General features: G+C 57.1%; 12 protein-coding genes and 1 tRNA gene. 2 read left to right on the top strand and 11 right to left on the bottom strand.

The features are described 5' to 3' along the window. Positions 1-16: 16 nt before the first annotated feature. Entirely contained in the window at positions 17-1,729 is a 1,713-nt protein-coding gene (locus FJW05_RS20560) for an HAD family hydrolase (RefSeq protein WP_140635250.1), read from the bottom strand. Positions 1,730-1,967: 238 nt separating this feature from the next. Between FJW05_RS20560 and FJW05_RS20555 the strand changes: the two genes are divergently transcribed. Continuing rightward, entirely contained in the window at positions 1,968-2,477 is a 510-nt protein-coding gene (locus tag FJW05_RS20555) for an anthrone oxygenase family protein (protein WP_140635248.1), read from the top strand. 85 nt (positions 2,478-2,562) lie between these two features. Here FJW05_RS20555 and FJW05_RS20550 read toward each other — a convergent pair. The 5 genes from FJW05_RS20550 to FJW05_RS20530 all read right to left on the bottom strand — a co-directional run bounded on the left by FJW05_RS20550 (position 2,563) and on the right by FJW05_RS20530 (position 7,544). Continuing rightward, positions 2,563-2,637, bottom strand: a tRNA-Gln gene (locus tag FJW05_RS20550). A 204-nt stretch (positions 2,638-2,841) separates the two neighbouring features. Next, the gene (locus FJW05_RS20545) at positions 2,842-3,825 is read right to left on the bottom strand and encodes an NAD-dependent epimerase/dehydratase family protein (protein ID WP_140635247.1); all 984 of its coding nucleotides are present in this window, start codon (positions 3,823-3,825) and stop codon (positions 2,842-2,844) included. A 95-nt stretch (positions 3,826-3,920) separates the two neighbouring features. Then, a complete protein-coding gene (gene gmd, locus FJW05_RS20540) occupies positions 3,921-4,904 on the bottom strand; it encodes a GDP-mannose 4,6-dehydratase (protein WP_140635245.1) in 984 nt (327 codons plus the stop codon). A gap of 99 nt (positions 4,905-5,003) precedes the next feature. Continuing rightward, entirely contained in the window at positions 5,004-6,428 is a 1,425-nt protein-coding gene (locus FJW05_RS20535) for a phosphomannomutase (RefSeq protein WP_140635243.1), read from the bottom strand. Positions 6,429-6,608: 180 nt separating this feature from the next. Next, positions 6,609-7,544, bottom strand: coding sequence for a class I SAM-dependent methyltransferase (locus FJW05_RS20530; RefSeq protein ID WP_181165021.1), 936 nt, complete (start codon positions 7,542-7,544; stop codon positions 6,609-6,611). Between the two features lie 289 nt (positions 7,545-7,833). Here FJW05_RS20530 and FJW05_RS20525 point away from each other — a divergent pair, with 289 nt between their 5' ends. Continuing rightward, the gene (locus FJW05_RS20525; protein ID WP_181165020.1) at positions 7,834-8,559 is read left to right on the top strand and encodes a class I SAM-dependent methyltransferase; all 726 of its coding nucleotides are present in this window, start codon (positions 7,834-7,836) and stop codon (positions 8,557-8,559) included. A gap of 752 nt (positions 8,560-9,311) precedes the next feature. On the opposite strand, the gene FJW05_RS20520 is transcribed toward FJW05_RS20525, so the two are convergent. The 5 genes from FJW05_RS20520 to FJW05_RS20500 are packed head-to-tail and all read right to left on the bottom strand — an operon-like array spanning position 9,312 to position 14,540. Then, positions 9,312-10,271 (bottom strand): hypothetical protein, encoded by a 960-nt coding sequence (locus FJW05_RS20520; RefSeq protein ID WP_140635237.1) that lies wholly within the window; start codon positions 10,269-10,271, stop codon positions 9,312-9,314. Between the two features lie 7 nt (positions 10,272-10,278). Then, positions 10,279-11,712, bottom strand: coding sequence for an ABC transporter ATP-binding protein (locus FJW05_RS20515; protein ID WP_140635235.1), 1,434 nt, complete (start codon positions 11,710-11,712; stop codon positions 10,279-10,281). After that, a complete protein-coding gene (locus FJW05_RS20510) occupies positions 11,702-12,487 on the bottom strand; it encodes an ABC transporter permease (protein ID WP_140635233.1) in 786 nt (261 codons plus the stop codon). Before FJW05_RS20510 ends, FJW05_RS20515 begins: the two co-directional genes overlap by 11 nt. After that, a complete protein-coding gene (locus tag FJW05_RS20505) occupies positions 12,484-13,686 on the bottom strand; it encodes a glycosyltransferase 61 family protein (RefSeq protein ID WP_140635231.1) in 1,203 nt (400 codons plus the stop codon). Before FJW05_RS20505 ends, FJW05_RS20510 begins: the two co-directional genes overlap by 4 nt. An 11-nt stretch (positions 13,687-13,697) precedes the next feature. Then, positions 13,698-14,540 carry a class I SAM-dependent methyltransferase gene (locus tag FJW05_RS20500; RefSeq protein WP_140635229.1) on the bottom strand — a complete coding sequence of 281 codons (843 nt, stop codon included), beginning with the start codon at positions 14,538-14,540 and terminating at the stop codon, positions 13,698-13,700. Positions 14,541-14,545: the final 5 nt, after the last annotated feature.

The following is a 14,545-nucleotide window of genomic DNA, read 5'->3' as shown; positions in this document are numbered from 1 at the left end:
GGCTGGCGAATCTGCCCTACTTCTCCGCAGCGGAGGCTGGCGCCGTATAGCGGCGGCGCACGGCGTCGATCACCAGCTTGCGGCTCTCGTCGGCCGACAATGTCTTGTTCTTCTCCGCCTCAGCCGTTTCTCGGGCGAGGTCCTCGTCTCTGATCTGCTGGCGGAACCATTTGGAGTAGTCGCCGGCGCGCAGATGGTATTCCCATGTCCTGTCGTCGATGCCTTCCGCCATCTGCGCGAAGATGATGAGATTGTGGGCCCTGAGGTTCATCGCCTTCCTCGGACCGGTGAAGTAGAAGCTGCCCGCCTCGTCGAGTTCGCCTTCTGCATATTTGCGGCTGTGGCGCTTCAGCGACTGGTCGGGCTCGATTGCCTTTATCGTGAACGGCTTCTTGCCGTCGTGCGGCCGCCAGAACAGCACCCGGTCGTCCTTGGGCAACGGCATGTTCTTTGGAGCCTGGAGCCCCGTTTCCTTGCAGAAGGTCTTGATCACGCCCTTTGCCTTGGGCCCAAGCGCAATCACCGCCGTCACCAGGCCGAGCGCATCGGTCGAGATCGCTTCCGGATGGACGGTGATCAGCACCGTGCCGGGCAGCTCGATCGAAAGCACGGATCGCGTATCCCCGCGTCGCTTGGGCATCAAATGATGCGCCTCGTCGATGATCAGCCAGTGCGGCCTTGCCGTGCGATAGCGGACATTGCCGAGGCCGGGCAGCAATTCGGCGAAGAAATCGGGCCTCTCATCGACCTTCAGCGCCAGGCCGTTGACCACGATATTGGTCTGCGGTTTCTCGATCAATTCCAGCAACTGTTCCTTGTTCGGCGCGGTCGAGCCGTTGCCGAGCGGCACCGCGCCTTTCAGTTCGTCATAGTCGCCCTCGGGGTCGAAAATGCAGAATTGCAGACCCTTTTCGACCAGCCGCTCGGTGAGCGCTATGGCCAAGGTCGATTTGCCGATGCCCGAGCTGCCGGCGATCAGCACCGTTTCCATCGGCGACAGATAGATCTCTTTCCCGCGCGAGGTCCCGAGCAGCACGCCGCGCAAGCGTTTCTTAGCCACCAGATGATCGTGCTTGATCAGCTTGCGGATCAGTTCCTCGACGCCCGTGCCGCGCGCCTCCCTGGTGACGAGGTCGGCAGTTTCCTTGACGGCGGGCAGCGCGTTGGCCACCGCGACGCTGCAGCCCGAAGCCCTGAGGAAGGCGTGGTCGTTTTCGGCGTCGCCGACGGCCACGACATTGTGCGGCGACAGCTTCAGGTCGTCTAGCGCCGCCACCAGCCCGGTCGCCTTGTTGATGCCGGAAGGCAGGATCATCACCGCGCCCTTGTTGAAGATGATCTCCAGCTCCAGCCCGAGCTGCTTGATGACGTCGAGCACGGTGGCTTGGTGCGGCTCCCAGGTGGCGACGATCGAGCGGCCGACGGACAGCGGCTTCACGCCGCGCTTCTTGAGCCTGTCGACAAGATCCGCGGAAGGCGAGGGGGCGATCGTGCGCTCTTCCTCGCTGGCCGGCGTGTAGACCAGCGCGCCGTTTTCGGCGACGACCTTGTCGAACAGGGAAAGTTCGGGAAACACCTCCTTGAGATCGGGCAGTTCCCGCCCGGTGACCAGGATCAGCTTGCGCCCGGACTTCTTCAGCTTCTCCAGTGCCAAGATCGTGCTGGCCGCGACCAGGCCATCATGCGCCAGCGTGCCATCATAATCGGTGGCCAATGCCATGAAATACATCGGTTGAAACCTCTCCGAACGGTGTTTGTCGGTCCGTCTGGAACGAACAACGCCTGTCGGCGGAAAAGGTTTAGGTGTCGAAACGATCGCGGTGTTTCGCCCAGCTCACGGCCCATACAGCGCGCTGCCCGGCGGAATTGGAGCGTACGCCGATGGGAACTCGGTCGGCAGGATCACGTTCCGTCTTGACGAGGTTGCTTCCGCACAAGCGCTCGAGCTGGAGTGAGATGCCGATCCGATGTATGTCTTTCTGGAGGTCCTGACCGTCGTCCTTGTGGCCGGGGCGATGGCTATGGCGCTCGCCCACGCGCTGGAGCTGCCCGGCAAGTTGCTACTCGGTAGGCAAGAGTATTTCGTTGTCCAACGCATCTACTACCCGGGTTTCACGATTGGAGGCGGCATCGCGGAGATCGGTGGGATCCTCGCGACTTTTGCGCTGATGCTGACGTCGAGCGGTGCGCTCCATGTCTGGCTGATCGCCGGCGCCTTGATCGCGCTCCTCGCCATGCAGTTTGTCTTCTGGTTCATGACCCAGCCGGTCAACAAGCACTGGCTGCAGGACGTGGAATTGAACGCGCCGGCAAAGCGCTTCTTCGCGACTGAAGGCAGCGACGGAGCTCCGCTCCCATCAGCGCAGGAGTGGACAGCGCTGCGCAACCGCTGGGAACTGTCGCACGTTATCCGCGCGGCACTGGCGATGCTGAGCCTGATCCTGCTCACCACCGCAATCGCCATTCAAGGCGCCTGATGTCCGACGGCTTTCCGGTCGAACCACGCGATGCTTCAAACGCCTTGACCGATCGTCCGTTCGAGCTCGGCGCTGATGTGGAGGTTGGCTGGGGCGCCAGGATTCGAACCTGGGAATGTCGGTACCAAAAACCGATGCCTTACCACTTGGCGACGCCCCAGCAGGCGGGCATGCCGCGCTGCGCGCGGCCTTATAGGACGAGGCGGCGCAAAGCTCAATGCCGGGAGATCAACTAAAATCGGCAGCGAGGCGGGGCGCCATTTCCGGCCAGTTCGTCGCCGATCGCCCGGCGGTGGATCGTAAGCCGCACGCGTCGCGCGGCTGCTTCGAGCAGTGCTGGCGCGGGAGCGGCTCAGCTCCGGCTTCAGGGAAGCAGGCGATGTGTCCTTGCCTCCGCCTGGGCCACGCGTGCGCGGCAATCCTCCAGGACGGCCGCAAGCGTATCGTCGAAGGGATGCTCGGGCGCCCAGCCGAGCAGGGTCCGGGCGCGGGTCGCATCGCCGACGATGCATGGCAGATCGCTCGGCCGCAGCCGCAGCGGATCCTGCTCCGTGACGATCTTGACGCTGCTGCGGGCCAGCAGCCGATCGAGGATGTCTCCCATCCGCCAGGAGAGGCCGGACGCAAGGTTGAAAATGGCGTTCGGCGCAAGATCGCGGCTCTTCAGAACCGCGCGCGCATAGGCGTTGGCGATGTCGCGTGCATCCAGGAAATCGCGCCTCGCATCGAGATTGCCGACGCGGATCACCGGCGGAGCCAGGCCCGCTTCGATCCGGGCGATCTGCATGGCGAAGGCCGGCACGGCAAATGCCTCGGTCTGGCCCGGGCCCGTATGGTTGAAGGGGCGCATTCGGACACACTTCAACCCCTGGCGCGAAAGCGCGCCGAGCGCGAGGTCGGCCGCGGCCTTGCTCACGGCGTAGTCGTCGATCGGAGCAAGCAGCGTGCCTTCGTCGAGCGGGCGTCCGGTCTTGGCGCTTTCGCCATAGACCAAGCCCGATCCGACATGAACCAGCCAGCAGTCCGGAGCCTTGTCGAGGACGGCATGGGCCACGTTGAGCGCGCCGCCCACATGAATGCGCCATGTGTTGCGGGGATCGGCCTGGGCAGCACCCAGGGCGGCGACCGCCGCCATGTGAATGACATGGGCGGGCCGGTGACGGGCAATGGCATCATGGACGGCGGCCGGATCGGTCACGTCCAGTTCTTCCACCTGGCCGAAGGCGGGATGCGGACCACCATCCTTGGAGGTCGCGACAATGGCAATTTCGCGGCCGCAAATCCTGCGCAGCGCGTCGCCCACATAGGGCCCGACGAAACCGTTGGCGCCGGTTATCAAAACGCGCATGCCGGCCTCACGGACCACGACGAATTGTCCGCACGCGGATGCGTGGCAGAAGACGGTGCGTCAAGTCATCGACCTGTAGATGCAAGAGCTTCCTTTCAATTCCTGGCAGCCGAGTGGCGCGCCAGATCGGCGTCCACCATTTCGCGGATCATATCCTCCAGGGAGATCGTGGCTTCCCATCCGAGCTTCGCCTTTGCCTTGGCCGGATTGCCGCGAAGGATTTCGACTTCCGCCGGCCTGAACAGGTCGGGATCGATGAAAAGATGGTCATCCATCTCCAGCCCTACATGCTCGAACGCGATCCTGCACATATCGCGCACCGTCGTCGTCCTGCCGGTGGCGACCACATAGTCGTCGGGCTGATCCTGCTGCAGCATCAGCCACATGGCGCGGACATAGTCCCTGGAGTGGCCCCAGTCGCGCTTGGCGTCGATGTTGCCCAGGCGCAGTTCCCTTGCCAGGCCCTTCTTGATGCGCGCGACGGCGTCCGTGACTTTGCGTGTCACGAATTCGATGCCGCGAAGCGGCGATTCGTGATTGAACAGGATGCCGCTCGAAGCGTGCAGGCCGAAGCTCTCGCGATAATTGACGGTGATCCAGTGACCGTAGACCTTCGCCACCGCATAGGGAGAGCGGGGATGGAAAGGCGTGGTCTCCGACTGCACCGGCTCCTGGATAAGGCCGTACATCTCCGACGACGACGCCTGGTAGAAACGCGCCGCGGGGATCTCGAGACGCAGCGCCTCCAGAACATTGGTGACGCCGATACCGGTGACATTTCCGGTCAGAATCGGCTGCTGCCATGAGGATTTGACGAAAGACTGTGCGGCAAGGTTGTAGACCTCGTCCGGCCTTACGTCGCGCATGGTTCGACTAAGACCCGACAGGTCCGTCAGGTTGCCGTCCACGATCCGCACGTCGTTTTCGATCCCCAGCCATTTCAGGCGCGTGGTGTTGACATCGGCTGTGCTCGACCGCCGCGCCAGGCCGTGGACTCGGTAACCCTTCGAAAGCAGGAGCTGGGCCAGATAGGCGCCATCCTGCCCCGTAATGCCGGTTATCAACGCCGTTCTTGTCATCGATGCTCTCAGGGCTCGAGCGAGACGTGGGGCACGAGTCCCCGTTATTGTAGAGCGGGCCGCGCCCAAGGCCTGCGGCGATCGCCGGCTCCATCTTCGTTATATGGCTTCTGATTCATCTGCCAGTGTGGTGTCGCGCGCTCGTTCCAGCGCCATTGCCACAATCTCGCTCGCCCTGTCATGGCTGGCGGCCTCGGCATAGCACCGAAATTCGGGAGCGTTGCCGGAAGGCCGCAGATGGATGATCTCGCCGCTGGTTATCCGTGCCCTGAGACCGTCGGTCTCATCGACGTCCAAGACGCTGCCGAAGGGGGCAAGGAAGTGCTGCAAGGCGTCGCGGTCGGCGAGCTTTCGCATCAAGCCGCGCGATTTCTCGACAGGGAAGTTCTCGAGCCGTTCGCTGGCGCAGACCGGAAGCCTCCAGGTTTCGCGCAGGCCGGACAGCGATTTTCCGGACGATGCCATCGTGCCCAGCACCGCCAGGATCGGCAAAAATGAATCCCGTGTCGGCAGCGCCGACAAAAACCTGCCGTTCACCACGCAGTCCGACCCCAGAAGAACCCCGCCATTGGCTTCGAAGCCGACGATAATGCCGCCTGTCTGCCGCGCGGCGTCCATTTCCGCTATGACGAAAGGGGATCCGACCTTCGTTCTCCTGACGCCGAATCCGAAAGCCTCGGAGATGCCTGAATTGGAGGTGATCGGCGTCACCACAATGTCGGCCTTGAGGAACAGCGCCGTGGCCAGACCGATCAGGTCGCCGCGGAACAGCTCGCCATTTTCGTCGATGACAAGCGGGCGATCCGCATCGGCGTCGGCCGAGAGCACGGCGTCGAATTCGAATTCGCGCACCCAGTCTTTCACCCTCGCCATCGTTTCCTGGTCGACGGCCTCCGTATCGACGGGCACGAAGGTTTCCAGTTTCCCGACGGGGATCACCTCGGCGCCGTAGGACCGCAGGACCTCGACCAGCAGCTCCGCCGCAACCGTGCTGTGCTGGTAGACGCCGAGACGCATTCCGAAAAGGGCGCGAGGGAGCAGAATGCCGTCGACACGATCTCGAAAGGCCGCGAGCGCCTGTTCATGGCCGGCTTGCCGGTCCGCATGGGCCGGCGGCCAGGGATATCGATCCGACAGTTCCGCGACATGAGCGGTGATCGCGGCCTCGTCCGCCTTGTCGATCTCGCCCTTCGGCCCATAGAACTTGATACCGTTGCGGTCGGCGGGAATATGCGACCCGGTCACCATAAGCGCCGCGGCGCCGTGCAGGCGGGCGTAAAAGGCGAGCGCGGGCGTGGGGATGGGACCGCAATCGACCGGCTGGAAGCCGGCCGCGGCCAATGCCGCCATGCAGTCTTCGGCAATCGTTGGGCTGCTGTCGCGCAAATCGCGCCCGACGAAGACCTTGCCTTGCTGAAATCCGGTCGACCGCAAGCGCCGGGCGAAACCTTCGGTATAAAGTCCGCTTGGCCTTCCAACCAATTCGGAAGCCAAACCCCGAACGCCGCTTGAGCCGAATTTCATCAGTCTGCTTTGCTGTTGGAAGACTGCCGACGCTCATTGCAATGAGCCCGGCCGCCCCCGGCTGTCAACAGCAAAAACAACTCGAAATCCGCGTCTTTCCTAGAGCAATTCCAGGAAAAGTGTGAGCGGTTTTCCGTCCGGAATTGCGTAAAATCAAAGAGCCATGCTTGGCGATGCAGCTTACGAAATGAGCAGGCGCAGTTCCTTGTCTCGCTTGCGCAAGCTGTTGCGGATCGACGAGATCTTCTCGGCCTGCAGCGACCTCAGTGCTTCTTCTGGCATCTCAACTGGTGGCTTCTTCGCGGAAAAATAGAACTCGAATTGGCCAGGGGACGTCGGCTCGAGAAAATCCGGAACCAGGGTAAAGAGGCCCAACCTGCAAGCGCCGTCAATCAGGTCGAGAAACGAAGACGGCGTAAATATCCAGCAGTGACTATCGATGTAAGATGCATTGTCCCTAATTTCGTATGCTTGTTGCAAAGCCAAGAATGGAGCTGGCGATCCGGAAAATGCAGGGGTCGCGTCGACATCGACATCGATATTCCAGATAGCTCCTGGTTCGATGGCTTTGGCATAGTACGTATGATCGAACATCTGCCTGATGCTCGGGCGAACATATCCAAGAAGATCTGCCTCCACCAACTCACCCATTGTGCTTAATGGGCACCTGATGTCGAAAGTGTATCTACGATCCGGGATGGCGAGATTGAACACGCCTCCTGGCTTTAACACTTCGCCGATGCCTCTAAACCATCCAAGGACATTGGGCACATGCTCGATGACATGACATGCGATTGCAAAATCGAAGACATCGGTGTCACCGACAATTGCAGCCAGAGAGCCGGAGCCGGGCCACACATACGTCACATCCACCATCCTTTGTACCCGTTTAGGATGGTCGCGATGCCGTTTTTTCAGTTCTTCAGTCGACGCATAGTCGACGTAGGAGACATCACCGACTGGTAGAGTAGGGAAATTAAGAGCGCCTATTTCAAGGCCCTTTTGTTCCCTATAGAGAACGCCGCGCGCCAAGCACTTTTCCCGGTTCGATGTTGGCTCCCACTTCGCCAGGAATTCTTCATCAAAGCCGTTCAGACCGTCCTGCGTCACTGCCATCACCATCCTCAAGCCAATTGAGTAGGCGCGAAGATGCCATCAGGCAGGCCCAGGACAAAATATCGTCCACCGCCACTTCAGATTGCAGATCCCCGACCCGTCGCCCGGTTATCGCGTTAGCGCAGGGCGAGGGAGGGCTAGAAGTTCTTCCCGTCACACTCGCCCGAAAAGAATCAATTCACATGTTGCCTGTCGCGTTAGGGCAAAATAGATGTGTCACCGGATGACATGCAGTCGGACTCTGGGCGGGACGCTCCACTGCCAAATGCCGACCAGAGGAGAGCCAACGATGCGGGACGTCGACTTCAGAGAGCGTGTTTCAGGCAAGTCGTATATTAGCTTGCTGGAAGACATCCACAAAAAGACGAAACCAACGACATATTTTGAGATTGGTGTCCAATTTGGCGATACGATCAAGTTAGCTGAATGCGCGACGATCGGTGTTGATCCGCGTTTTAGATGCGAGACGAACATCATAGGTGGAAAACCGATTTGCCAGCTATTTCAGCAAACGAGTGATGCCTTTTTTGAACAGCACAATCCGTCGGCTATACTTGGAAGACCCATTGATCTTGCCTTTCTTGACGGCATGCATTTATTTGAATTCCTGCTTCGAGACTTCATAAACACAGAAAAGCACTGCGCTCCCGAATCAGTCATCGCTTTGCACGATTGTTTGCCACCAGGGTTCTATATGACGTCTCGGGATATGGCCGATGCCAACCATCCTCACTCAGCATTTCCAGGCTGGTGGACAGGCGATGTGTGGAAGATGGTCCCCACTTTGCAGAAATATCGCCCAGAGCTTTCACTCACGATCATAGACAGCGCGCCGACAGGGCTGGTCTTAATTACAGACCTCAACCCTGCGAATAACACGCTCTCGGAAAATTACGGGAAAATCATAGCTGACTTTCAAGCAATGGATCGAGACGAGTTCACGGGCTATTGGTCCCGCGTACAGGTGACTTCGACAGCCCTTTTGAACCTAACGGAACTCCGGCCTTTCAATTAGAGTCTTGTATACGTCGTCACGACCATAAGGGAAATTGGCGATGGCTAGGGTAAGATTCCCTTTTCGACGACGCGATCAACGTTTAGTCGGAGGTCTAGAGTCTCTTTTCACACGTGACATCGCCGAGCTCGCGACCAGCACGGTGACCGGGACTGCCTCGATCGTTTCAGTCGGACGAAAAGACGATCTTGCCGAACATCTCGCTATGGTGAGACGGGAGTTTGTAGGGCGAAGCGAGGTTGAATACGCACTTGCAGCTATAATCGTGCTTTTGCGACGGCGTGTGGTCGAGGAACGTTGCTGGAGGCGTTTCCAGAAAATCTGGAAAGAAGCTGGCCCTCTTCTATTAGAGCGATTAAACACGCGTTGGCTGGTTTCAGCCTGTGATACAATTGCCGACCATTCCCCTGATCGAACAGAGCGGGCGCTGGGCCTTGCCGGTTCTCTCCTAGTGAACACCGTGAAATTGTACGAAACCGAAAATTGGATGAGGGCTAACGGATCCGGAGAATATGAACGCTTTCCAGAAGGCAGCATGACGCTTTTCGATGGCGTAACACCCTTCATTGTCGGCGGCGGAGATATGGTGGCAAACCTAAACGGGAGACTGAGATCCCTATGCGATAAACCAACCGTTGCCTCAGCAATTCTTCTTGAAGTTTTCCGCCGACTTCACCAAAATGACACTGTCTTCCGGCGATTCCAACTACTTCATTCTAGCGATGAAACAAAATGGACGGCCTAATTTGTACTTATCTCCTTTTTAAGGCATATTTCTTCCACACCTCTATTTCTCTTATCCTTTTTTGTATCTTATTGTCTTCCAACAATTCGATTTTCCTAAATAAGCCCTCACGAACCAGCGTTTTGGCATAATTTATATTCAGTTGCCTGAATGCCATCTTTATTTCGCCTGGGGAAGGAAGACAAGAGAACGATCGACCAGCCAGCGCACGGCTAATCGCTTCCGCCAAGCCAGCGTCATCGCCACGCTCGTATCGAGTGATATTATCGGGAAGCTGGAAAAGCTCGAATAGACTGGCGAATTTAGACGAGTACCCAATTAGCGCGACCTGTCGACCCGACAAGAGGGCCCAGTAGGCGATATGATATGAGTTGGTTACAATCCTTCCAGTACGCGCGAACCTAACACGAAATTCTGCCTCCGAAAGCGCGTTAGTACCAAGTACCGTGTCAACGTTCATGGAGGAGAGCGCATCCATGAACGTATTTCCACTGGCCGCGGGGTTTTGATTTAAAAAAACTCCCAGCCCCGCTCCAGGAGGGATGTCAACAATATCTCCCATAACACTCACACAAGGGACCAAAGTCGAATTAGTCGCGACAAGAGCACGATCCCGCGAACCGAAAAATGAGAAACTTGTCGAGATTGATCCAGCGGCTCTGGACGATCTAACAGAAGATGAAATGCTTTGACCAATCCCCCACGCTATCTTTCTATCCGATTCTATTAACGATCCTATATTGTCGCCAAGATCATTAAACGCACCACCGCCTACAATGAGTATTTTTTTAATATGACATTCTTCAACTGAATAACACTCGAACTCGAAATAATGCCTCGGACTTGAAAGATAGTCGCCTATGTTGAAAGTCGAAGGCCAAGCATGCACAAATGCGATCGAAACACCATTACTTGCCTTTAAAATTTCGGGAAACTGAGATTCGAATCCGGAAGAAGAGAGAGACATTCTTCACTCACCGCTCAATCGTCACTACCATGGAGAGGTCGACTAAGCCTGCGGGCAGTTTTTCATCCTCCTCAGCCACTCTGAAGGCCATCGCGTCAATGATGCGGTGGAGAGGCACCTCGTCCTCTTCCGGCAATCCGCGCACTTGGCAGGTAATAAAATAATGTCCAGGGAGCAGCAGACACGTAAATTCAAATTTGGCCTTCAGAGACGAACCCGCAGCAGCAAGTGCAACTCTGGATGCCCGGCACTTGGCGCCAGCTACATGCAAACCTGTTGTCGTTGTTATTCCAATACCGAAACCCACGCGCGAAGCGCTCGTCACGAAGTCGACCCAGTACTCCACGAAATATCTTCGTCCAAGCTTAAGTACGTTAACTTTCTCTCCTCCCACAGTCACGATTCTTACGTCGCGAATTCGGGCACCTCGCTCTTCTTGATAGGCTATCGATTTTGAGATCAACGACGAATCGAAATCACCTAAGTCAGACGTAGCCCCGGTGGAGATTTCTGTCGGCCGTGCATTCTGGCCCTCAGTTTCTATTCTGGCTTCGGCGGCTGACCGCTCCGCAGATCCACCGATAGATATGTTTGCATCCCGCATGGCAACGATGCCGGATCGAATCTCCGCAGCACCGCTTGCGGTTGCATTCACCAAACGTTGATACTGACTTATTACTGCCTTAGGTCGTCCTTCGAGTATCTTCTCTCCGCTGTCGATCAAGATCGCCCGTGTGCATAGTTGCACGATCGCTTGGGCACCATGGCTAACGAAGAGAATGGTACCGCCCTTATCCTTGATGTCTTCGATTCGAGCAAAGCACTTGCGCTGAAAGGCTTCGTCACCTACCGCAAGCGCCTCATCCACGACGAGGATGTCCGGATCAACATTAATGGCGGTTGCGAAGGCGAGGCGCACATACATGCCCGACGAATAGGTCTTTACCGGCTGATCAATAAACGGACCTATATCGGCAAACCGTGCGATCTCGTCGAAACGCCATTCCATCTCCTTACGCGGTACGCCGAGTATCGCGGCGTTGAGGAAGACATTTTCTCGGCCGGTGAATTCTGGATTGAAGCCGGCACCAAGTTCGAGTAGGGCAGCGATGCGGCCATTGACCTTAACCGAGCCACTGGTTGGCTGCAGCGTACCGCAGATAATCTGCAGCAAGGTCGACTTGCCCGAGCCGTTGCGCCCGACAATGCCGACCGTTTCACCTCGGCCGATCTCAAGCGAAACATCGGATAGTGCAGCAAATTCTCGAAAGTAGCGACGGGAAGGCCTGCCGAACAGTCGTTCCAGTCGGGGCACTACCATCTGCTTGAAGCGATCCTCTGGTCGCTCGAACATCACATAATGTTTCGAAACGCCGCTCACATGAATTGCAATATCCGACTTTGGAATTCCGAACTCAACGCCAAGCTTTTCAGAGGACATCAGCAAAGCCCCTGCGAGTCTTCTGGAAAAACTGGTGGCCGAGAACGGCAACCAAGATCGCAGCTAGCGAGTAGTAGCCGAGCGACGTCCAGTCCGGTTGCATACCGAAGAGAACCACTGCTCGGAAACTCTCGACGGGAATTGCAAGTGGATTGAGTGAAAGCCAAGGTTGCAGCCATGTCGGAAGTGATGTCCTTTGAAAGAATACTGGGGACAGGAACATGGTCGCAGTCACGAGCGGCGCTACGATCTGGTTCATGTCTCGAAAGTACACGCCAATTGAAGACAGAAACCAGGCGATGCCAAGCACCAAAAAAACCAACGGAGTGAAAATCACCGGAGCCAAAATGACGGTTGAAGGAATATTCCCAAACGCGGCATAGGCAAAGACGAGCAGCACGACTAGATTGACGGCAGCGTGAAACAACGCGGCGCCGGCTGAAACAACAGGTAGAATCTGGATCGGAAATACAATCTTCTTGACGTAACCTGCGTTCGCCACAATCAAGCCGGGCGACTGCGAAATCACCTCGGCAAAAAACTGGAAGACGATTAGCCCGCAAAACAGAATGACGGCAAACTCTCCGGTGGAATGCGTGACGTTCTGCCCGTCAGGGGTGGCCCAACGCGACTTCATCACCATACCAAAGAAGAAGGTATATACGGCCAACATGAATAGCGGATTGAGGAGCGACCAGAAAAGCCCGAGCGCAGATCCGCGATAGCGGCCGGCAACCTCGCGGCGAATGAGGGAAAGTGCGAGTGCGGCGTTCATTTTTCCGATCTGGAGGTCTTTGTGTCGATGACTTGGCGAACGTGTTCCAAAAACTGCTCTTCCGGAACGTGAAAAGAAATTCCGATCTCTGGACGAGCGCTGCCTCCAACAATTTGGACTACGTCCGGGGGCGCGCTCTCGACAAAGAAAGGCGCCCACCCCAAATCGAGGTGAATACAGACGTTTCGCACCCAGATCCCTTGCCCAAGGCTTGGCTGGATCTCAACCACGCTCGTTCCCGGTCGGCAAAAAATGACATTGGCAAGCCCCGCTCCGGAAACGCCTATTACGATTTCAGCCTGAGAAAAGAGCTCTCGCTGCTCTTCGACTGAAAGCCGCTCGGGAGCAACTGGCTCGAAATCGAGCTCTGAGAGTCTCTCTAGGATCTCCGACTGATTGACGAACGCCCGCTTTACGTCGTTACGCACGATAAAGACGCGCTTTGGTGTAGGCCGCGACGGCAGTGCCGTAGCAAGCAACGCAGTTCTCAGATCCCCCCATACCTTTCCGCCGTGATGGAGGAAGTGGTTCATCGTGCTAAAAAATAGCGCAGAACGCAGGAAAACGACGTCCGACTCGACAATCGTCAGCCTCAAATTTCCGAGTTCATTCGAAACCAGATCGTACAACTTGCGCTGCCAAGCCGACATTGCAGGTGAAACCATGATCCACTGCCGGGGGGCTGAGAGCTTGTTCAACAACAACAGAGAAGGCAGTGCATCGAGGATGAAATGTCCATAGTTGGACATGGCTCCCCAGGGCATGAACACGACAGCATCGTCAAGAATTTCTGTATCAGGAGGTATCTGGAAGAAAGCCCCCGAACCGTCCACGCGAACATCTGGAAGGTTAGTCAAATCACCAACAACAAACCGCGCCTCATCGAAGCTCGTCTTGCTAATGCGGCCGGTTGAGTCGATCAATATGCCAAACTTTGGCAGGTAGTAACAATTCGTGAGACGTATGGCGCGAATTTCGCCGACGTAAACTTTTTCCTCCGGCGCACACCATATTGGCACATTTCTTCCACCGGGTTGAGGCGGAATCTTGGCTATGCTCCCCAACGGCAACATAGCACCAGAGGACATCACGCAAGAGCCGGCGTCGGTGGTGGGCATGGATAGAAGTGCATCGCCATTATCCACTCGCGGGCCAAGGTTTAAGTCGTCCACCTCACGGATCGGGCCTATTTCGAGCATCGGCTGCAGTCTTAAACACGTTGCAGAATTACGGCTGCCTGCCAAAAGCGTGAGGGATCATCGATATGGACACGCACCGCAAACTCTGGCCCCCACTTGTCCCGCAAGTATTGAATGGGGCAGATGGCATCGCCATAGATTTCCGCGCCGCGATGATCGCCGCCGCCAGTGGGGAGGTAAACTAGCCGGCCTGCATCGAATTCGGCTAGTCGATTTTTCGCTTCTGCGGAGAACCTCTGCAGGCCCGCATGCCAGCCACTTTCAGGAACCTTGCCTTCGAGCGAAGCAACAAACTCCAAGAACCGGCGCGGCTCGACTGTAAGCGCCACAATCCCCCCGGGGCGCGTAATGCGCTTGAATTCCGCCATCCAATGGAGGTGCACCCGCTCCGGCAGGTGGGTAAACACGGAATAGGCGAGGATCGCGTCGACGCTTGCATTCGGCATGTTCAAGGAGCCCAAAGGCTCGATAGTCGATAGTTTCCCGGGAACACCGTTCGATTTGGTCAGCGCGATAACATCAGGATCGATGTCGACCCCGAAAAGATGGTCTTCGGCGACATCCTTCCAAGCAAATCGAAGGAACCGGCCCCATCCCGTACCAAAGTCCAGGAACGTGCTGTCCTTGCCGATCGGCTTTCCGTATTGCTGAGCCGTTTGCTTCATCAAAGTATAAAAACTGTGGGCTTCTCTAAGCGCGTTCTCGTTTGCGGAGCCGACGAATTGCGATTGCAAATCAACCGGCGGAAACGATGGAAAAGTAAGGCCGGAAACTACTGGACTCCGAACGCTCGCCACGAGCATCTCAAGCCATTCACTGTCTGAAGATCCTCGAAAATCCTCGATGGTAGTCATCGTTT

It is taken from the genome of Mesorhizobium sp. B2-9-1 (genome assembly GCF_006439455.1).
GTDB lineage: Bacteria > Pseudomonadota > Alphaproteobacteria > Rhizobiales > Rhizobiaceae > Mesorhizobium.
The sequence above is the reverse complement of the archived record's forward strand: the minus strand, read 5'-3'. Positions and strand labels throughout refer to the sequence as shown.